The organism is Paenibacillus sp. P5_B5 (genome assembly GCF_056400365.1).
Genome location: NZ_JBFULK010000029.1, coordinates 1 through 21919, shown reverse-complemented (window position 1 = coordinate 21919; position 21919 = coordinate 1). Strand labels below are relative to the sequence as shown.

Below are 21919 nucleotides of genomic sequence, written 5' to 3'. Positions count from 1 at the left end.
TTTGACCGCCTTCAGTTTGAATTCTTCTGTATATGTTTGAAATGATTGTCCTTTTTTAGCCATAAAAATATCCCCTCCAAGAGTCACTCCCAACCCTCATGATAACATGACGGTTTTTTTTGAGTGTCTACTTAAAGGGGATAATACCAGGGGTACCCTGCAAGAATGGTTTTTTAACACCTCTTGTTTCCTTTTCGATCAATTCACGAATCTTGGCGGATTACGGATCGTTCTTGCTCTGGCCACACAATAAAATGCTCTTATAGCACGTTAGTCCCGGCCCGCCTCGTAAAACTTCTGCGCCACCATGTCCGGTCTTGTGCGAGTATCCGTAAAGTGGTCCCCGTCACCGACGATAAGGCGGAACTGGCCGAGCCGTGTGGACATATGCGGATTCCAGCCGAAACCCTCTCCTTGTGGCAATGCATTGTCTTGGGAAAAATATACATAACTCTTCGGTATAGGCAACTCATAGAACGCTTTAAGATCCAACTTCTCGAAAAGCGGTCTAGCCGGTTCCGGAGTGACGTCTGCATACATCCGTCTGGCTACCTCCAATGTAGCCGTATTGACGAACAAATCCCGAAACAGTGGAAACGGAAGCATGATCGTATCATCCTTCGAGCCAGCTCTGAGTTGCTCGAAACCTTGTCTCGTTTGGGGCGGTAACTCGTCGGCAACAGATTCGCCATCATTCAGTACGAACGCGTCCCAGAAGACGAGGCGCTTGATGCGATCCGGTACCTGTTCTGCAACTTTTTGGATGACAGTTCCGCCGAAGCTGTGCCCGACGAGAACGAAGTTGCGTAGGTTCAGTTTCGTTATAAAATCAACGACGGACTTCGTGATCATCGCATGCGTGACATCTTTGTTCGGATCTTTGCCGTGACCTGCGTATTCCGGCGTATAGACGGCATGTCCTTGACTGCGCAGCACCGCCGCTACGCCGTCCCAGAAGTGAGCGTCAGCCCAAGAGCCATGCACAAGCACGAAGGTAAGCTGTTGCTGTGCGGGTAAACGGTATCTTTCATCCGATTCGAGGGTACCATTGCTCCAGATCCACCATGCTTCAGAATAAGGGGAGTTATAATAACCGCGAGGCATAAACCTATAATCGGGATAGGGGGATTGATGAATTTCTTGGAGATAAGGAAACATGTACAAGACATCCTCTCAAATCGACATATATTATCAGCTTATGCCCACTGCGTTTGAGAGGTTCCCACACTCGATCCATCGAAAAAAAAGCCGCAAGAGAGAACGGTGGAGGAACTGAAATAACGTACTGATTCCGAACTGTGAAAATAACAATTTTGTAGAAAAGGCAATTGTTTTAACCCCGGCCCCAACCATCAATATGGTACGGCTTTTGCGCGCTGTCTGTAACGGCAAGTTTTGAAAAATGGCCATCCCTCAGGAATGACCATTCACATATTATCTGAATGCTGAACGCTCAATGTTAATCATAATTAACTAGCAGGCCGACTAAACAATCATATCCCCTATCCCAGTTCTTTCTATGTCGGATTTTGTACTGTAAATTGGCTTGAACTTTGAATAATGATCCGCCCATACCAATATATGTTCACTTGTAACAAATTGATCTAAAGACCCTGGTATTTCAAGATGTTGAAGTTCTTTAGGTAACGAAGAAAATAACGCATCCTCTAAATTAATATAAGAATAGGATTGTAAACCTCTTGCGTAGAAGATGGGAGGTTCAAGGTCGATATATTCCGTCAACTTCATGTCGTTATGTTGTCTTACTAGTATCGCTAATACACCCTCAATTTGTTCAACTGCTTTTGTAACACAAGATTCCATCAAAACGCCTTCAAGTTGCTCAGCCAACTCATTTGCTAAAGGACTGATCTGTGCTAGTTCCTTGGAAATCCATTTATAAGTACCGGGTCGATATCTTTTGTTATAGAGAAAGACCAATTGAATTGCTTTCTCTACCATTCTGTTTAAGAATAATCTAGCTGATAATGATTCTCCTCTAAAATCAGTGAGCCCTGCCACATAGAGATGACGAAATGCGCTCCATGCATATTTCAATTTATATCGCCACACATCTTCCGGAAGATAAGATAAAGTCTTTCGTACTTCAGTTATTTCGCCTACAGGATCCGTAAAAATCCTTCCTCTTGTCCACTCTATTAATTTTTGCTCAGGAATTACTAACCAATCGTATGTTGAAGGCTGAAGAGTATGCAATCCCAATTGGATTCGCATGTGCCGGGGAATACTAGTAATTGCAACATGGTGTATATTAGTTCTTCCGTTATAAGGTACAAGCACCTCATTAGATTCATCTACGGAAAACCGAGCAGGATACCCCTTGAATAAAACTGGAATTTCTTCATCAAATGCTTGATCAAGGCATTTAGCGTACTCATCATAATCAGAGTCAAGCAACCAAATGTAGCATCTCGCTCCCCATTCATGGTCCCTTGATAAATCATCATCATAACAAAGGACATCCGAGCCATACCCAATTAATCCAGCAGCATGTCTTTCCACTAGTTGTGGGAATCGTCTGACAATTATTGGACTTACGACCTCCCAATAAAACTCCTCACTTAAGTCTAAACCCTTCATTTACGAACTCCATTCCATGTATCTGTGCGCACTCACATTTTTTTACCGGTACCCTAATGTTAACATTTGGCATAGAAATTACTAGACTATTCTTTTGGGTTCTGTTATCATTTAGATTGAAGTCTTGGTGAAATATCCGAGTCCCATATTTGCTTGAGAAGCCGGAAAATTTTCTAGGCTTTTTTTTCATTTAAACATAAAAAAGCGCCTGTAATCAGAAGCGTTGATGGATATATCGATATAATAAGCTTCACCAAAAAACTTGCCGTTACTTATGGTACGGTTCACCGTAATTGATCTTCAACTATCCTGCCTGTTAGCTGAGAAGGCTGCCGATCCATTGCTGTCGGCAGCCTTCTCCTGATGATTATTGAGCTAAAGTGTCCCGTTAGTTTAATTCTTCTGGAATTCTTAATTCTTGTATCTTATAACAGTCCCTGCAATAAGGTCATATACAGTTTGATTATTTTTGCTCCATAATGGACTTATCAAGTAGATGAGTACCAGACCGTAGACTATCGCCAATAATGAATAAATTAAAGAACTTGGGTAATCAGAAGGAATGACCATGTGCCAAATGGTGAAATGGGCTAGTTCCCAAGGAATGAATTTAAGGGCAGAACGAAAAAGCGATGTTCCTAGTCCGATTGATTGGCCATAAATTCCAGTCACCACGACCCCCACTTTTCTTTTCCCCCATGTCGCGTGCGATTTCGATCCCTCACATATGGCAAAATAAAGATATACAGGTAGAGTAATGAATAGGAACCCAGTGATCTCGGCCGACAAAGGATTTATCGTAAACAGTGGAATCAACAATGGCCTTATAAGAAAAGATACGCAGATTAGCAGGATGATGTAGCCCGTAATAATAACATAATCCCATAAAAAGGAAATTATGCGAGTGCCTAAAGATACGCTTTTTAACTCTCCATGCCTATGCACAACTCTTCCCCTCCTAAAGAACATAAGGAACATACCACTATTTGAATATTCGGGGTTTTATTCAATTATCCTGCCCGTCCCTCGGGGAAAAGGCAGCCGATAATTTTGGCTGCCTTTCCTAATGGTTATTGCGGTATAGTTCCTCGTTAGTTTAACGTACATTTACTTCCTCTGCGTTCGACTTGGAAATTTTTATTTTTATCATGATCAATAAGAAAGCGAGCAGTGTAAACATAATTCCGCTCCAGATGAGTTGATGTATTCCCAAGTGAGAAATAAACCAACCACCGATAGAAGCCCCTATAGTAATTCCAAGATTGGAAAATGAGACAAACAAGCTGTTGCCGAATTCGGGAGCTTCTTTCGTCTCAGTCGTTAACCATGCTTGACTCACAATAAGCCCGCCGGAATGCACTGCCCCCCAAATGAATACGATAATTATCATCGGAATAAAATAGGAACCCCCATAATAAGCGAGCAAATACACGGCCGCATATAACAGCAGAAAAACAATGATGGTCTTTGTAATGCTTTTATGCAGCAAGCTTCCGAATATAAAATTCCCGAAAATCATGACAATACCGAAGGCCATCAACATGATACTAATCCATGAGCCGTTCATACGGGTTACTTGACCGAGATATTCTGCGAAGTAGCTGTACACCGAAAACATCGCTGCAAAGATAAAAATAACCGTCAATATATTTAGCCACAATTGAGGTTTACGTAAAATGCCAAGCTGCTTACCATAAGACATTTTTTCCTTAACAGGCAAGGATGGCAGCCAAGCAAGTATCCCCACAAAAGCAATGATACTTACAACAGCTCCAAACAGAAAAGCTGCTTCCAGCGAAATCTTTTCTGCAAGAAATGAAGTCAACGGCACGCCAAAAGCAAATCCGACCGTGATGCCGGCGAAAACCTTCGTAACAGCTTTAACGCTTTTGTCCGGAGGGACAAGTTGGGCCGCCGTCACAAGAGCGACCGAAAAAAAGACAGGATGAACGATAGCAGGGATAATACGAAAAATTAACATCACATCGAAACTGTTTGTATAGGCATAGACGATATTTGATATTGCAAAAGTAAATACGGCGGTTAATAGAATGACCTTACGATTGATACCGGAGACGAGCAATATCAGGAATGGACCTGAAATGGCAACGACTAAAGCAAATATACTTACAAGCCATCCAGCCTGTGAAGTCGATATATTGAATTTTTGAGTTACCTGAGGTAGAACACCTATAATACCCATTTCCGTTGTAATAATGCCGAATACACCTAAAGCCAGAATAATGATAAGCAAAGAGTTAACCTTTTTCATTTAAAATGTAAGCCTCCATTCATATTTACATATACAGAAATATAGATATTAAGTATTAAAAAAAGACCTCCTTTCCGTCTATAGTTTCTTTTTGATGTACTCGGAAAATTCCTGTATTGTCTTTTCGTTCCGACGATAGTACGTCCATTTCCCAATTCGCTCAGATTCCAACAAACCAGCTTTTTGCATAGTCAACAAATAACTCGAGATAACAGACTGTGCAAGTCCCGCTTTAGCTTGAATATCTCCCACGCATATACCAATTCGAAAATTGAGTCCTTGTTGTAAATAAGGCTTTTCATCAAAGAAATCCTCTGGATTCTTTAACCATAGCATAATTTGACTACGAGTCTCGTTAGACAAAGCTTTATAAATCAATAAAGGTTCCATATAGATCATTATATCTACTTTTATAGATTTGTAAATATAAAAGGTGCTATTTTTTCCGATACCTCTTTGACAAGAATTTATGGAATTATTTAATTGAGAATCCTTTCAGACCGGTTAGGGCAAGATATGTTTTGGAACTGCGCTGACAAAGTAGCGGCGTTTCCTATCACAAAATAAGGGAGTGAGATGGATGGCTAAAAACAACGACCACAATAAAAATGGTGATTCTGGCGACAACACGACGAGCGTGGCAGGCGTTGACACTGGAGAAGCTGTAGGAACCGTAGGTGGTGGTGCCACAGGCGCTATCGTGGGTTCCGTATTTGGTCCTGTTGGTACCGTAGTTGGTGGAGCCGTAGGCGCAGCGTTAGGCAACGAGGCTGGCGAGAGTGTTGAAGGTAACGACGACGATACGGACTGAACAGAATTAACAGTTGCTAGCACCATCTTCTAATGATGAAAACAGGGTGCCGGGGAAACCCTGCGCCCTATAGTGTGATATCAACCGTCTTCGGCGTTTTATGCTCTTTCGATATATACCGCTCAGATCTTGGTTACAGGGTTTTCAACAATGTAAGTTCGCCTCTACCAAATATAAAGACACTGACCGCATGAGGTCAGTGTCTTTTTCATTTTTTATCCTTCATTTGCTTCAACGATCTCTTTAATGGTGAGAAGTATGGAGCTCCAACCACCTTCGCGAGCTGCTTCCTCATAGCGTCTGGAACCATCTGGAACGGAGGAATAGTCACCTTGTGTGACGCTTAAGTAGGTGTTACCGTCTTCGGTAGATAATTGGTAAGTTACATGAAGATGGTTAGCTGGAATATTCTCGTATTCCGACAAGGGATCGAAGGTTGTGTACACTAATAGTGCTTCAGGTTCAATCGAAACAACATGACCTGTAACAAAAGTCGTTTCTTTGCCTTCCCAGATAGCCTTCCAATCCATGGGGCTCCCGGCTGTAAAGTCGGATACGACCTCACAACCATACATATACTTTTTGGTTTGTTCAGGATTAATCAACGCGTCCCAAACACGGGAAATTGGTGCGTGAATCGTGATATCATTGCCAATCATAAGTTGATCCGCCACAACTGTTATCCTCCTCTACTATAAATGGTAATTAATTACATTATACCAAATTGTTTGATAGAGGTACAACTTCAGTAGAAGGGGCGGAATCAGGTTCTACCGTAAACGGCATCAAATTTATGATTACATTTGTAGAAGTCATCACTCAGCAGAAACAATCAGGAGTCGTAGATTGTTGCTCGGTTGTCCTGGGTGATAGCTACTGTTCAGACTCAGAGCCTTCATCAAATCCTATTAAGGCATGTGTCGCATGACTAAGAATAGCACCTGCTTGCGTAGATGTAGCGATTAAAATGGCTTCTAAGATCTCTTCTAAGAACTCTTCCTTCGTCCCCCCTAACTTAATAAACTAAAGTATATTAAGATGCCGTATATCGCTTTCTGAATCACGGTGGTTTTGCGTGAAGACGCTAATCATCGCTACAGGACCGTTATTTCGAAGCCATCCCCAAAGGTTGAATAACTTGTCGATGCGATAAGAATATCGAAAAAGAAGTGCTGGCTTCCACGACAGAATAAAATGTATAATTTACATAAAGATGGCAGTCGAGTTGGATCTTAAAAAGCCATGGCACATTTGTACGTAAAAAAGAGAAGTGGGCAGAAGATCGTAATTTGGCTGCGGTTTGCACAATTGAACCTACTTTGCTGCAACGCACTCGTCCTTCATTTTTATGATGATGTAATTCGAAGGTAGGTATATCCTATGTATGATGGCAAGGTGAAGGTAGGCGGTCCCGAGGAACGCATAGCTATCCAGATTGACCAGTTGGAACGGCATTATTTGGTAGGTCGGGACATCGAAATTCAGTATTTCTTGCAGCAACTGACAGTCGGCGGACATCAGGGACGGATCTTGAATCTCTATGGTACCGGCGGAGTAGGGAAAAGTTATTTAATCGACGAGCTCCGTCGGCTGGCGGTGAATGCCAATGCCGCTTTTCTGTTGATGGACAGCCGAGGGTTCTCTCATACACCGCAGGAGTTTTGCACGCAATTGCTCAGTATGCTCGGCTATCCGATGGAGAAGCTGCAGCAGATCGACGAGCCGCAGATGCTCCTAGAGTTATGCCATGACAACCTGAGGGAAAAAGCGGTGAATCAGAAGCTTGTCCTCGCATTAGACACATTCGAGGACATGGGTGATATGGAGCTCTGGCTGAGAAAGGCATTCCTCCCACAATTGTACCCGGAAATTCTGATTCTCATTGCGGGAAGATTCCCCTTGCAAGGCATATGGCTCAGTTCTCCAGCATGGCGCCACTGGATACACCGGATGCCCCTTGGGGATTTGGATTATCTCTCCGTTAAGCAATATCTGGAGCGCTCGGGCATTTCTGAAGAGTCGATGGTAAAACAAATTTGGATGAAAACTAGGGGACATCCGCTTACATTGTCCTTGATCGTCTCGACAACGATGGTTCAGAACATTCAGGGCTTGGAATCGGTGGATGGAACCGAAGTGTTCGAACATATCTTGAGAACTTGGCTAAAAGAGGTTTCGGACGATAATCTTAAGGAGCTCGTAGAGACCGTAGCTGTACTTCGGCATTTTAACCAGGAGCTGCTCTCCTATGTATTGGATCGTCAGGTAAAGACGGATTTATTCCAATGGCTGGTCGGACTTTCCTTCATTCGGAGAGTGGACAGAGGTTGGATCCTTCATGATTTGATGCGGGATGCCATCAGTAATGAGCTGCGCTTGCGCCAGCCTGAACATTATGATCGGTTATGGAAGCGCTGCATCATGTATTACTACAGCAGGATGACCAATCAGTCTAAGAGAAAGACGATCGCTTGGGAAAGCGTCGAATGGTACTATTATATCGGCGATCATGTTGTCCGCAATTTCTGTTTTCAGAAATTGACTCCGCATCTCCTGGAGACGCTGAATCCGTCCAATTGTGCGGAGGCAGAGCAGTATTTGGAAAGTCGTTACCTCAATCTGCAGGAGGTTCGCCTTCCTCTCCATAACCCGGACACGGGCGAGAGATTCGAGTATATCATTTCTAAAGAAGAATGCTACTACCCGATTAAGCATATTCATCTTCAAGAGCTTTACGAGCTCGATCCTAGCATTGTTAAGCTGATGAGAGATCAGCAGGGCGCAATATGCGGTCTGACGGCAATCATCCCGGTTCATATAGGAACGCTTGACTACTTGCTAACTCACCCGCTATCATCTGCTTATTTCCAAAGTCTTCCGGAGCATCAGCTAAGGGAACTTCGGGTGCCGAATGATCATATTGCGGGTTATTTTGTGAAAACGATCGATGTGACTGATTTTGAGGACGAGGCGATACGTACAACTGCAGGGCTATCGTTCATCTCACTGCTTATATCATCCGGTTATGTCGTGACTGGTCCTCCGGACCTCCCCTTTTTGAAGGAATTCCACCTTAGCTTGGGGTGTGAGCGGGTGAAAAACGTTGCACATTATGATTATGATAGTAACATTCCTACTTCATATTACGTTCTTGATACGAGGGGCAGCAAGCTGCAGGGTTATTTGAACAAAATGATAGCTTCCTTCGGCCTTGTAGATCATTCTAAGCAGCGGGATGACAGTATGCCGATGCTTTCCGAGCGGGAAAAAGAAGTGGTGGAACTGCTAGGGAAAGGTTATACGAATCAAGAAATTGCGACGGACTTGCATATTACAGAGGTAACGGTCAAGAAGCATTTGACAGCGGTATTTCGGAAGCTCGATGTCAGGAATCGAACGCAATTGGTTAATAGCTACTTGAGAAAAATATAATAATCGTAAAATCAGGCAAGCTTTCTTTTGGTAGAGAGCTTGCCTTCTTTTTGTCTGTGAGGAGAAGGAAAGTATACCTCAGTTCGACTATGTTGCTACCTTCGGATAATAGAATGCACGGAGGCAAGAGGGTAATATTAAGATTCAAAGTAATTTTAAATGGATGAAACTGGGTAATGAAGTGGTTGGTGCTGATTCATGTATGATCGCGACCTAGTAAAATACGATAAAGGAAATGGGAGATTATATCGTGTCTATGGCTGTTAATTGCATGAGACACTCGAAGATAAGACAATTAGGAGGAATTGACAATGGGAATGAATGGCAAGAGATCAGATTCGCTCGTGGATCAGGGCAGCCAGGGGCTCACGGGTGTAACATGTGGAAAGGCGCTTATTAGTCGGCTTTACAAGATAATCGTGTTCGGGATAGTGATTGTGACGCTTCTCGCGGCGCCTCAATCATCGTGGGCAGACACCAAGTTGACTGAAGTGGGAGTAGAGAAGTATCCGGAAGCAGTAGCGGTAAATTCAGAAACGAACAAAATTTATGTCGCCAATTCAGGTTCAAATACCGTGACCGTCATTGACGGCGAGGACAACAAGACGGAAACGGTAAATACGGGACCTACTCCTACAGCATTAGCGGTGAATCCAAGCACGAACAAAATCTATGTCGTAACTAGAGGTCAAGGCGGCGTGACTGTCATTGACGGAAAGAACAACGAGTCGAAGCTGGTATCTACGGAATCTATTCCTCGTGCAGTAGCGGTGAATCCAGTAACGAACAAAATCTATGTCGCTAATCGTAGTTCAAACACCGTGACCGTCATTAACAGTATTGACGACACGATAATGACGACGGTATTTACGGGTATGGGATCTGAGCCTACGGCAATAGCGGTGAATACAGTAACGAACAAAATCTATGTCGCCAATTCAGGTTCAGATAACGTGACCGTCATTGACGGCAAGGACAACAAGCCGACGACGACGGTATCTACGGGTACGGGATCTAAGCCTGATGCATTAGTGGTGAATACAGAAACGAACAAAATCTATGTCACAAGTTCAGCATTTGGTTCAAATGGCGTGACCGTCATTGACGGTAGTGACGACACGATGATGACGACGGTATTTACGGGAGGTCATCATATAGCATTAGCGGTGAATACAGGAACGAACAAAATCTATGCCGTCAGTCAACCTGCAAATAACGTGACCGTCATTGACGGTACTAACGACACGATTAAGACGACGGTAGCTACTCCCTCTGGTCCTAAAGCAGTAGCGGTGAATCCAGAAACGAACAAAATCTACGTCGCTAATTATAGTTCAAATAACGTGACCGTCATTGACGGCACGAGCAACACGACGACGCATGTAACTACAGGGAAATGGTCTTCTGCAGTAGCGGTGAATCCAGAAACGAACAGAATCTATGTCGCCAATTCAGGTCAAGATGACGTGACCGTCATTGACGGCGAGGATAATAGTACGATCAGTCCCCAAAGCGCAAGCTTCGATAAGAAGTCGGGAGCAGCGACGAATACTGATGTGACGACAACGATGATGTTGAATGAACATACGCTAACGAGTATCGCGAACGGGGAAGCGCCGCTAAAGTTAGGAACGGATTACACGGTTGCGGACAACAAAAAAGTAACTATCCTGAAAACGTACTTGGCGAGTCAGTCAGTTGGCACGACAAACTTGACGTTTACGTTCAGCGGAGGAATAGCGCAGACGCTTGCAATAACGGTAAGTGATACGACACCGGGAAATAGTACGATCAGTCCCCTGATCGCAAGCTTCGATAAGAAGTCGGGAGCAGCGACGAACACTGACGTGACGACAACGATGACGTTGAATGGAAATACGCTAACGAGTATTGCGAACGGGGCAACGCCGCTAAAGTTAGGAACGGATTATACGGTTACGGACAACAAAGTAACCATCCTGAAAACGTACTTGGCGAGTCGGTCAGTAGGCACGACAAGCTTGACGTTCACGTTCAGCGGAGGAGCAACACAGACGCTGTCGATTAAGGTAAGTGATACGACACCACCAACAACACCGACACCGACACCGACACCGACACCAGAACCAGGGCCAGGACCAGGACCAGGATCAGCACCAACACCAACACCAACACCAAAGCCAACGTCGAAACCAACGCCAACACCAACACCAACGCCATTCTACATTGATGAGGTTAATATGGATGTAATTAAGGCAATGGTAGCACAATCGAACGCAGCACCTGCAGTATCATTTAAGGATGTACCAGCGAATGCCCCAGATGCTAAAGCGATCATACTAGCGACTAAGCTTGGGATTATCAAGGGATATGAGGATGGTTCATTTCGAGCTGATGCTACAATAACTAGAGCAGAGTTTGCATCTCTATTAGTAAGAACACTTGGATTAAAGTCAGAAGGTGATACGGGCTTTATAGACACCAAAGGTCACTGGGCAGCAGATGCCATTGCTACATTAAAAACAATAGGCATTGCTAATGGTTACTTAGACGGAACGTTCAAACCAAATCAGACGATAACTAGAGCGGAAATAGTAGCTATGCTTTCAAAAGTAATGAACAACACGAATTTCGTGAAAAATACGAAGTTCAAGGATGTTGTAGGTCACTGGGCAGAGGCAAAAATTGGTACGTTATCCGATATGGGGATCGCAAAGGGCATGCCAGACGGTTTATTCAAACCGAATGCTAATGCGACTAGATCTGAATCGTTACTCATGATCCTACGCATGCTGAATGCTAGTCTTGATCATTCGTTAGATGTAGAATAGAAGAATAGAGTTACTTGAATTCGGCAGGTACTGGTCAAACGGTATCTGCCGTTTGGTATGCGGCCAAGATAGGCGAAAATGAAATGACATCGGTATTAAAGGAACTGAATATGCTAAAGTATATTAAGATGCCGTTCTTATAGACGCGATAAGAATATCGCAAAAAGAAGTACTGGCTTCCAGGACTGAATAAAATGTATAATTTACATAAAGATGGCAATTGAGTTGGAACTTAGAAAACCATGGCATATTTGCAAGTAAAGAAGAGTAGCGGGCAGAAGAACGTGATGTTGAATGGCTGCGGTTTGCATATTTAACCTACTTTGCTGCAACGCACTCGTCCTTCATTTTTATGATGATGTAATTCGAAGGAAGGTATAACCTATGTATGATGGCATGGTGATGGTAAGCGATCCCGAGGAACACATAGCTGTCCAGATTGACCAGTTGGAACGGCATTATTTGGTAGGGCGGGACATCGAAATTCAGTATTTCAAGCAGCAACTGACAGTCGACGGACATCGGGGACGGATCTTGAATCTCTATGGTACCGGCGGAGTAGGAAAAAGTTATTTAATCGACGAGTTCCGTCGGCTGGCAGTGAATGCCAATGCCGCTTTTCTATTGATGGATAGCCGAGGGTTCTCTCATACACCGCAGGACTTTTGCAGGCAATTGTTGCGTATGCTCGGCTATCCGATGGAGAAGCTGCAGCAGATCGATGAGCCGCAGGCGCTTCTAGAGCTATGCCATGACACCCTGAGGGAAAAAGCAGCGAATCAGAAGCTTATCCTCGCATTAGACACATTCGAGGACATGGGTGATATGGAGCTCTGGCTGAGAGAGACATTCCTTCCACAATTGTACCCGGAAATCCTGATTCTCATTGCGGGAAGATTCCCTTTGCAAGGCATATGGCTCAGTTCTCCGGTATGGCGGCACTGGATACACCGGATGCCTATTGGCGATTTGGATTATCTCTCCGTTAAGCAATATCTGATACGATCGGGCATTTCTGAGGAATCGATGATCAAACAGATTTGGATGAAAACTAGGGGACATCCGCTCACGTTATCCTTGATCGTCTCGACAACGATAGTTCAGAATATTCAGGTCTTTGAATTGGTGGATGGAACAGAAGTGTTCGAACATATCTTGAGTATTTGGTTAAAAGAGGTTTCGGACGATAATCTTAGGGAGCTCGTAGAAACCGTGGCCGTACTTCGGCATTTTAACCAGGAGCTTCTCTCTTATGTGTTGGATCGTCAGGTAAAGACGGATTTATTCCAACAATTGGTCGGACTATCCTTCATTCGGAGAGTGGATAGGGGTTGGATCCTTCATGATTTGATGCGGGATGCCATACGCAATGAGTTGCGTTTGCGCCAGCCTGAACATTACGACTGGTTATGGAAGCGCTGCATCATGTATTACTATAGCAGGATAACGAGCCAGTCCCAGAGAAAGACGATCGCTTGGGAAGTCGTCGAATGGTACTATTATATTGGCGATCATGCTGTCCACTATCTCTGTTTTCAGAAATTGACTCCGTGTCTCATGGAGCCGCTCAGTCCGTCCAATTGGGCGGAGGCTGAGCAGTATTTGGACAATCGTTACGTCAATCTGAAGGAAGTTTCCCTTCCTCTCCAGAACCTGGACACGGGGGAATGGTTCGAGTATATGGTTTCTAAAGAAGAAGGTTTTTACGCGCTTAAGCATACTCATCTTCAAGAGCTTTACGAGCTCGATCGTGGCATTGTCAAGCTGATGAGAGATCAGCAGGGGGCAATATGCGGTCTGACGGCAATCATTCCGATTCATATAGGAACGCTTGACTACTTGCTAACTCATCCGCTGTCATCTGCTTATTTCCAAAGTCTTCCAGAACATAAACTGAAGGAACTCCGGGTGCCGAATGAACATATTGCGGGTTATTTTGTGAAATCGATCGATGTGGCGGATTTTGAGGATGAGGCGATACGTACAACTGCAGGGCTAGCGTTCGTCTCACTGCTTATTTCGTCCGATTATGTCGTGACGACTGGTCCTTCAGAGCTCACTTTCTTACATGAATTTCACCTTAGCTTGGGGTGCGAGCAAGTGAAGAATGTTGCACATTACGATTATGACTCTAATACCCCTACGCCATATTACGTTTTCGATACGAGGGGCGGCAAGCTACAGGTATATTTGAACAAAATGATAGCTTCCTTCGGCCTTGTAGATCATTCCAAGCAGCAGGATGATGGTATGGAGATGCTATCCGGGCGGGAAAAAGAAGTGGTGGAACTATTGGTGAAAGGTTATACGAATCAAGAAATTGCAGCGGACTTGCATATTACAGAGGTAACGGTCAAGAAGCATTTGACAGCGGTATTTAGGAAGTTGAATGTCAGGAATCGAACACAACTGGTTAACAGTTATTTGAAAAAAATATAATGATCGTAATCAGACAAGTCTTCTCTTAGGAGAGAGCTTGTCTTTTTTGTCATGAGGAGAACGAAGGTATACCCGAATTCGACTATTTTGCTACGTTCGGATAATAGAATGCGCAAAAGCAAGGTGGTAATCTTAATTATGTTAGAAACTTGTTCTCGAGATCAAATAACCTGATTTACTGGAGGAATAATAACAATGTCCAATGAGAATGAATTAAAAGATTTGAAGATTGAAGATTCGAAGATTGAAGATTCGAAGATTGAAGATTTGGAGAAGCCGTTGACGGAAGAGGAAATGAAAGAAACAACTGGCGGAGCGGACGCCCCACTAATAAACAAACGACGTCGCCCTGGTGGTTCAAACTAAAGCACAAAGTTACAACGATAGACTTGGATTTTAGCTATGGTTTGATTCTTTTAAAAACAGGTTGTTGAGCTGGAAAAACCTAACTTCCGTTAGGTTTTTTTCGTGATATAGAATTTATAACATTCGTATCCTAAATTCTACGAATCACCTTAAGAAACGCACCACCTTTAAAGGACGGTGAGACCGTTTCTTCTTGATTTCAATGTGAAGAGGTGGCCTATTATGGATGCTATGGAGCTGGTAGCGTTTAACGTGAACGGTACGGAATGGCGTCTACGCGATGTATTAAAGCTTACGTGCATGGAGGGGCGTTTTTCCGCTGTCGAGGATAGCATTCGAAGAGCCGTTATGCTGGAGTTTGCGGAACAGCACAAGATATCGATCGATGAACAGGAATTGAATGCAAAAGTAAGTGAGCTGCGACAGCAAATGGGGCTATACAGCACGACAGAAACAATGGCATGGCTTAGCAAGCGAGGGCTCACGACTGCCGATCTGTTCGGGTCGGCCAAAGCACGGCTTCTGACGGAGAAAGTGAAGCGGATCGTATCAGAAGATAGGATAGATGCTTATTTTCTGAAAAACAGACTTTCCTTTGATAAAGCAATTATTTCTCAATTAATAGTCGATAGCAGAGAGCAAGCGCAAGAGCTACTATTTCAGCTTGAAGAGGGCGAGCCGTTCTACCAGCTGGCGCAAATCTATTGTTTGAACAATAGCAGTAAGTACGACGGAGGGTATATCGGGTCGGTTGGACGAGCTGGGCTGAGCGGCGAAGAGGAGTCATTTGTTTTCAGTTCGGAGGCAGGACAATCAGGAGGACCTTTTCCAACCGGATCTTGTTATCGATTACTGCATGTTTGGGAAGTAATTCCGGCTGCACTAACAGGGGATCTTCGAATAAAGATTGCTGATTTAATTTATGAAGAGTGGCTGAACGAAGCTGTAAAAAGATCAAAAGTCGATATTAAACTATGGGGCTATTTGGCAGGGGAGCAATCAGGTTGATCGTTCGGGAGGCACAGGAATGCTAGATGTACATCATATCATTTTGGATACAATCCCTATTTTTCAGGTGCTGTCGCCACAGGAGAAAGAGGAGTTATTTGCCTCCTTTGAGAGGCTTTCTTTCCATATGGGTGACACGATTATTGAAGCTGGGGAAAGAGCAGAATCGTTCCATATCATCTTGGCGGGCAAAGTACGAATGATCGGTAAGGATGAGGATGGCAAAGAGCTCAATTTCGGATTAATGGAAGCAGGCTCGCATTTCGGACAGGAAGCGCTGTTGAATGAAGGATTTCAGCAGCTTACGCTGAGGGCATCTGCGAAGCTTGAGTTGCTACGGTTATCTAGAACCATGTTTATGCAAATGATCGACGCGCACCCTGAACTAAGGGTGTACTTACTTGAACAATTGGCCGATGATGCGATGCGCAAATTTCTGAAGCGGACGGCGCTGTTTGCCCCGCTACATCATCAGGAGCTGCGCTCGCTGCTTGATATTATGGTTATGAAGGAATATGTGCCCGGTCAAGCGATTGTCAGTGAAGGTGAGACAGGTGATGCGTTCTATATTCTTCGTTCCGGTACGGCTTCCGTACTGAAGGAAAGTGAGGGGAATCGGAAGCTTAACACGGTAAAGCCAGGGGAGTTCTTCGGAGAACTCGCGCTGTTAACCGGAGATCCTCGTAAGGCGAGCGTTGTAGCGGACGAAGCGGTTTCCGTGTTCAGTCTGGCTAAGAGCGACTTTGACAAGTTGATTCTTAAGTATCCGAAGGTCAGGGAAACGATTATCGGTATTGCCTCTGCTTATTTACAAAATGCGGTAGCGAGCACTGCCGCCAAGGATAGCGCAGTTAATGCTCCCGAAAGTGTTGCGGAAGAAGCCGAACAGGAGAAAGAGCAGCGGTACGGCGGACGAAGGACTTGGCGTTTAAGGAACCTGTTCCCGGTACGTATTCAGCAAAGTGAGATGGACTGTGGCCCAACCTGCCTCTCGATGATCGCCGAGCACTACGGCAAGCGACTCAGCATTCATCGGCTTAGAGAGCTGGCACAAGTGGGCTTGGAAGGAAGCACGTTATTCAATCTGTGCAAAACCGCGGAATTGATCGGCTTTCAAGCGGAGGCGGTTCGTAGCAATTTGAAGGGACTCTCCGAGCAGACGCTACCCGCTATCGCCCATTGGAAAGGCAATCATTATGTCGTGGTCGTACAAGTAGACGAACGATACGTGACCGTGGCCGACCCAGCTGTTGGGTTACTGACTTATTCGCATGAAGATTTTCTGAAAGGATGGACACTGAACACGGTGTTTCTGAAGCCTGTCGAAGCGTTCTTCACCCAAGAAGAGTCGAAACCTTCATTCAGGAGTTACTGGGCTTTTTTCGCCTCCCACAAGAAAGCGCTATTCCACCTCCTATGGATGACATTGCTATTACAGGTCATTAATCTGGCGCTCCCCCTGTTTACACAGCAGGTAATTGACCGAGTGCTTATTGGTAGAAATTATGATGACCTGAACGTCATGCTGATCATTATGCTAGGGGTCTCGTTGCTTACCTTACTCGTACAATCGATTAGGGAATGGGTCATAGCGGGGACGTTCATTAAAATTGACATCGACATGATCATGAGTTTTTATCGTCATGTATTTCGCTTACCCATGCGCTACTTCGCCACTCGGAAAGTGGGCGACATCTTGACGCGTGCCGGGGAGAATCAGGTCATCCGTGAGTTTCTTGTCACGAACAGTATGAATGCTGTGCTGAATGTGATGACGATTGTTGTTTACATCGTCCTTATGTTTACCTATAGCGTTACGCTCGCTTGGATCGCCTTGGCGTTCATTCCCTGCTTCATTGCGCTTACGCTGATCGTGACTCCCCTGTTGAAGCGCAACAGCAGGAAGCAATTCCAAGCCGATGTCGAGTTGCAGAACGTATTAGTAGAAGCTATTGGCTCCATGCGTACCGTGAAAGCTCTCGCGGCTGAAGACGAGGTAAGGAAGAAGGTGGAGGGTAGGTTCCGTCATACTACTTTTGTACAAATGAAGGGTTGGAAAATCGACATCTTCTCCGGTTCTATCGCCACTGTGCTGCAAACCTTAAGCGGTATAACCGTACTGTATGCAGGGGCTGTATTTATTATCGGGGACACGCTGACCGTCGGGGAGCTGATGGCTTTTAGTGCGGTGTTTGCAATCGTTACCGATGCGGCGCTAGGTTTAATCGGCATGTGGGATGAGTTTCAAGGCGTACGGATTGCCTTGGAGCGGCTTGACGATGTATTCGAGACGGAGGTGGAGGAAGCCGATCTGAACCGGTTGACAGCGCTGCCGAAGCTTACGGGGGCGATTACGTTTGAACGCGTATCGTTTCGCTATGCTTTGGGCGGGAAGAATGTGCTGCAGAACATTACCTTCGACATGGCTCCAGGCCAAACGACTGCTATTGTCGGTCGAAGTGGGTCAGGGAAATCGACCTTGGCGAATTTACTGCTTAAGCTATATGCGCCAAGCAGCGGGGTGGTTCGCATCGATGGGCATGACCTGCAGCGGGTGCAGGCGGATACGCTCCGTAAGCAAATTGGAGTGGTACAGCAGGAAGCCGGATTATTCAGCGGAACGATTCATGAGAATATTGCTTATCAAATCCCCGATGCTTCGATGGATGAGGTGATGGCGGCCGCCATGCTTGCAGGGGCACACGAATTCATTATGACATTTCCGAATGGCTACGACACACAGGTTGGAGAGCGGGGGGCGAGTTTATCCGGCGGGCAGCGCCAGCGCATCGTCATAGCGCGGGCGCTGATCGGCAATCCGCGTATTTTGATTTTCGATGAAGCAACCAGCGCGCTCGATAATGAATCGGAGAAGACGATTCAACGGAATATGTCTACGATACTCAAAGATCGAACGACCCTCATAATTGCTCATCGACTGAGCACGATTCGGCATGCCGACCGGATTCTCGTACTTGATCAAGGTGTTATTGCAGAGTCAGGTACTCATGAGCAGCTAATGATGAATAAAGGTCTTTATCACATGCTGGTTAGTCAGCCGTTAGATTAAGTATAGAAGAAATCACGCGGAATTCGCGGTCATACTAATGAATGAAGAAGAATAAAAGTATACCAAAGTCGACGATTTAGATACCTTCGGATAATAGGCTGCGCCAAATAAAGATGGTATCGTAAGGAAGATGTTAGGAGAGTAGTGGGAGGAAGGAGGAAATTTTGCAATGAAATGGCTGGTGTTTGTTCATGTTTTATCTGCGATTATCGGGGTTGGTCCCACATTTTTTGGCCACGTGTTGATCAGGAAAAATCAAACGTTGGATCAATTGAGGCACTCCCTGAAGTTATCAATGTGGTTGGATTTTTTTCCGAAAATCGGGGGGAGCCTTGCGGTAATATCGGGTATTTTACTTATCGTACTTAACGATTACGGTTCTTTCATGCAGTTATGGCTCATCGGATCGCTTGTGCTCTATGTCCTGATCCAAGTCGTCGTTATCGGCTTTCTGGCCCCGACACAAAAAAGGCTCGCGCGGTGGGTGTTCGATCCCGAAAACGTGAGCAAAGTAGTACTTCCGCCGGAGCAGAGGGCTACACTGGCACGTGCGAATTCGATGTTGTATAGTGCTTCAATATTGGGCGTGGTATTGTTCTTTTTTATGATCGTAAAACTCTAATTTATTAAGTAATGGAGCGGTTGGATTCCTATGAAAAAGATTCTTGTATGGGCTGTGGGGCATGAAGGTTTCGAAGTTCCGCACTATGACATTCATGCATACTTTATTACCGAAGAAGATCAGCAGAGTATAAAATAATAAGCAATAAGCGGGGTCAGCCTATTAAGTTACCAGGAGATGATCCCGTTTTGCACTCGACAGGAATATTTCCCCTAGTGAATTATTTAGAGCATGATCGTTCTGCTCGTAAGTATGAATCTATTTTTTGCTTAAGAAAATCTAGACTCTGGAGTCCCTCTAGTTTCTCAACTACATACCCATCTTTAAAAATAAGTAAGGTAGGAATAACCGTTACTTTGTATTCAGCTACAAGGTCAGCCTCTTGATCTATGTTTACTTTCGCAATAACGGCTTGGTTACCAACTTCTTTGGCTAGTTCCTCAGCGATTGGTTGCTGGATCATGCTGGAACTATACGAAGGAGCATAAAAATCCACCAATGATACCCCATGTATTATTTGCGCGTTAAAAGAATCTTTGGTTAAGTTGATCATTTTCATAAGCTGTACCTCCTAGTGTAGTTAATGTAATTTTAATCCTAATGCTATCATTTGTCCCTAGATAAAAATGGTACAGATTAAACTGATTGCCCGATGGTAAGTGTGATGATGAAATCCGGAATGTATATCCATTAATTTCTATAACCCATTAAGAATTCATTAAGATTCAGGCATAATTCCTATAGTAAAATATAGGAAGAGTATAATCGAATAATAATGAAGAGGGTGCAACAGTCATATGATGCAATGGAGTATGTCGAAAATAAGGAAGTTGATGATTTGTCTACTCACGCTGGCTTTGATTACGCTAGGCTCGTGGACAGGAGGTAGTATTCGGGATGCGAATGCGGAAGTATTCGGGGATTTTGAATACACAATAAGTAACTCAGAAGTAACCATTAAAGGCTATACTGGAACGGACAAAGTGGTTAGTATTCCTGCTATAATAGGTGGATTACCTGTAAAGAGCATATTCTATGCTGCATTTTTTAATAAATCATTAACGAGTGTGACGATCCCGAACAGTGTAACGAGTATAGGAGATCGTGCATTTAGTAATAACCGATTAACGACTGTGACGATCCCGAACAGTGTAACGAGCATAGGCTTTGATGCATTTGCTTATAACAAATTAGAGAGTGTAACGATCCCGAACAGTGTTATGAGCATAGGATATTCTGCATTTTATAGTAACGAATTAACGAGTGTAACGATCTCGAACAGTGTAACCAGCATAGAGAAATATACATTTGGTTTAAACAAGTTAACGAGTGTAACGATCTCGAACAGTGCAACGAGCATAGGAGATTATGCATTTTCAAACAACAAATTAACGAGTGTAACGATCCCGAATAGTGTAACGAGCATAGGAGGATTTGCATTTTATAAAAACGATTTAACGAGTGTAACGATCCCGAACAATGTAACGAGCATTGGAGATTCTGCATTTTATGAAAACCAATTAACGAGTGTAATTGTTGAAGGGGATACAACTACATTGGGTGCTAACGCATTAAGTTGGCAAAAAAGAAATGTTGTTCCGATGATAATAGCTTTTGATCCTTCTCCAGCGAAGACGTATGCTTCTGCGAACCGTCATAATTTCCTCAATATTTTGTCTGCTGGAGTCAGCTATTCTCCCAACGGTGAATCAGAGGGAAAGCAAACTATTTCAACAAAGGTAACGGTAAGTGTTCCTGAATCTATAGGATTAGTCCAAACGCATTACCGATGGTCAACGGAGGTAACGGTACCAGAGTGGCCGAGCGCGGAGGGGGTAGTGTTCACGAGCGAAGATTCCATTTCTACACCTCCTACTGTAGGTACGTGGTATTTGCATGTTCGTGTTGAAGAACAGAATGAAAAACATAATGAAAAACATAAAGCAGGATATTCTGTTTCTAATGCGTTTAAAGTTGTTGCTGTGCCAGGTGCCCCGACGAAAGTAACGGCGACCGCAGGTAACGGATCAGCGACGGTGAGCTTTGACGCACCAGCGAGTGATGGAGGTAGTGCGATTACACTCTACACAGTTACGTCTAGTCCGGGAGGCTTCACGGGAACAGGAACAAGCGCTGTTCCAATTACGGTCTCGGGTTTGACGAACGGAACGGCGTATACGTTCACGGTCGTAGCGAAGAATGTTGCAGGAAACTCTGTGGCATCAGTGGCATCGGCGAGTGTGACACCCGTCGCGCCGATTGCTGTGCCGAGTGCCCCGACGAATGTAACGGCGACCGCAGGTAACGGATCAGCTACGGTTAGCTTTGACGCACCAGCGAGTGATGGAGGTAGTGCGATCACGTTGTATACGGTCAAGTCGAGTCCGGGAGGCTTCACGGGAACAGGAACAACCGCTGATCCAATTACGGTCTCGGGTTTGACGAACGGAACGGCGTATACGTTCACAGTAGTTGCCACGAATAGTGC

General features: G+C 44.5%; 18 protein-coding genes. 11 read left to right on the top strand and 7 right to left on the bottom strand.

Features of this window, described 5'->3' with window-relative positions:
* Window positions 1-270: 270 nt before the first annotated feature.
* From AC1DOK_RS23625 to AC1DOK_RS23605, 5 genes are all read right to left on the bottom strand, one after another.
* The gene (locus AC1DOK_RS23625) at window positions 271-1158 is read right to left on the bottom strand and encodes an alpha/beta fold hydrolase (RefSeq protein WP_477556742.1); all 888 of its coding nucleotides are present in this window, start codon (window positions 1156-1158) and stop codon (window positions 271-273) included.
* A 327-nt stretch (window positions 1159-1485) separates the two neighbouring features.
* The gene (locus tag AC1DOK_RS23620; protein ID WP_477556741.1) at window positions 1486-2601 is read right to left on the bottom strand and encodes a DUF4037 domain-containing protein; all 1116 of its coding nucleotides are present in this window, start codon (window positions 2599-2601) and stop codon (window positions 1486-1488) included.
* A 411-nt stretch (window positions 2602-3012) separates the two neighbouring features.
* The gene (locus tag AC1DOK_RS23615) at window positions 3013-3570 is read right to left on the bottom strand and encodes an RDD family protein (protein ID WP_477556740.1); all 558 of its coding nucleotides are present in this window, start codon (window positions 3568-3570) and stop codon (window positions 3013-3015) included.
* A 127-nt stretch (window positions 3571-3697) separates the two neighbouring features.
* Window positions 3698-4873 (bottom strand): MFS transporter, encoded by a 1176-nt coding sequence (locus tag AC1DOK_RS23610; protein WP_477556739.1) that lies wholly within the window; start codon window positions 4871-4873, stop codon window positions 3698-3700.
* A gap of 78 nt (window positions 4874-4951) precedes the next feature.
* On the bottom strand, window positions 4952-5263 hold the full coding sequence (locus AC1DOK_RS23605; RefSeq protein WP_477556743.1) for an ArsR/SmtB family transcription factor: 312 nt from the start codon (window positions 5261-5263) through the stop codon (window positions 4952-4954).
* Window positions 5264-5453: 190 nt separating this feature from the next.
* Between AC1DOK_RS23605 and AC1DOK_RS23600 the strand changes: the two genes are divergently transcribed.
* The gene (locus AC1DOK_RS23600; RefSeq protein ID WP_477556738.1) at window positions 5454-5684 is read left to right on the top strand and encodes a hypothetical protein; all 231 of its coding nucleotides are present in this window, start codon (window positions 5454-5456) and stop codon (window positions 5682-5684) included.
* Between the two features lie 215 nt (window positions 5685-5899).
* Here the strand turns inward: AC1DOK_RS23600 and AC1DOK_RS23595 are convergent, their stop codons facing one another.
* The gene (locus tag AC1DOK_RS23595) at window positions 5900-6358 is read right to left on the bottom strand and encodes an SRPBCC domain-containing protein (RefSeq protein ID WP_477556737.1); all 459 of its coding nucleotides are present in this window, start codon (window positions 6356-6358) and stop codon (window positions 5900-5902) included.
* A 119-nt stretch (window positions 6359-6477) separates the two neighbouring features.
* Between AC1DOK_RS23595 and AC1DOK_RS23590 the strand changes: the two genes are divergently transcribed.
* The 9 genes from AC1DOK_RS23590 (at window position 6478) to AC1DOK_RS23550 (ending at window position 19431) form a co-directional block, all read left to right on the top strand.
* Window positions 6478-6612: a hypothetical protein gene (locus tag AC1DOK_RS23590; protein WP_477556736.1), complete on the top strand. Its 135-nt coding sequence runs from the start codon at window positions 6478-6480 to the stop codon at window positions 6610-6612.
* Between the two features lie 452 nt (window positions 6613-7064).
* Entirely contained in the window at window positions 7065-9116 is a 2052-nt protein-coding gene (locus tag AC1DOK_RS23585) for a helix-turn-helix domain-containing protein (protein WP_477556735.1), read from the top strand.
* Window positions 9117-9427: 311 nt separating this feature from the next.
* On the top strand, window positions 9428-11926 hold the full coding sequence (locus AC1DOK_RS23580) for a X2-like carbohydrate binding domain-containing protein (protein WP_477556734.1): 2499 nt from the start codon (window positions 9428-9430) through the stop codon (window positions 11924-11926).
* A gap of 14 nt (window positions 11927-11940) precedes the next feature.
* Window positions 11941-12069, top strand: a complete 129-nt coding sequence (locus tag AC1DOK_RS23575) for a hypothetical protein (RefSeq protein ID WP_477556733.1) — start codon at window positions 11941-11943, stop codon at window positions 12067-12069.
* A gap of 241 nt (window positions 12070-12310) precedes the next feature.
* Window positions 12311-14365: a LuxR C-terminal-related transcriptional regulator gene (locus AC1DOK_RS23570; RefSeq protein WP_477556732.1), complete on the top strand. Its 2055-nt coding sequence runs from the start codon at window positions 12311-12313 to the stop codon at window positions 14363-14365.
* A 195-nt stretch (window positions 14366-14560) separates the two neighbouring features.
* Window positions 14561-14731, top strand: coding sequence for a hypothetical protein (locus AC1DOK_RS23565; RefSeq protein ID WP_477556731.1), 171 nt, complete (start codon window positions 14561-14563; stop codon window positions 14729-14731).
* Window positions 14732-14953: 222 nt separating this feature from the next.
* Complete coding sequence (locus AC1DOK_RS23560; RefSeq protein ID WP_477556730.1) at window positions 14954-15739, top strand: peptidylprolyl isomerase; 786 nt, start codon at window positions 14954-14956, stop codon at window positions 15737-15739.
* 19 nt (window positions 15740-15758) lie between these two features.
* Entirely contained in the window at window positions 15759-18809 is a 3051-nt protein-coding gene (locus tag AC1DOK_RS23555; protein WP_477556729.1) for a peptidase domain-containing ABC transporter, read from the top strand.
* Between the two features lie 169 nt (window positions 18810-18978).
* Complete coding sequence (locus tag AC1DOK_RS23550) at window positions 18979-19431, top strand: DUF2269 family protein (RefSeq protein WP_477556728.1); 453 nt, start codon at window positions 18979-18981, stop codon at window positions 19429-19431.
* A gap of 220 nt (window positions 19432-19651) precedes the next feature.
* Here AC1DOK_RS23550 and AC1DOK_RS23545 read toward each other — a convergent pair whose 3' ends face one another.
* A complete protein-coding gene (locus tag AC1DOK_RS23545) occupies window positions 19652-19990 on the bottom strand; it encodes a thioredoxin family protein (protein ID WP_477556727.1) in 339 nt (112 codons plus the stop codon).
* A 253-nt stretch (window positions 19991-20243) separates the two neighbouring features.
* Here AC1DOK_RS23545 and AC1DOK_RS23540 point away from each other — a divergent pair.
* Window positions 20244-21919 (top strand): leucine-rich repeat domain-containing protein (locus AC1DOK_RS23540; RefSeq protein ID WP_477556726.1); only part of this gene is annotated, 1676 nt, incomplete at its 3' end.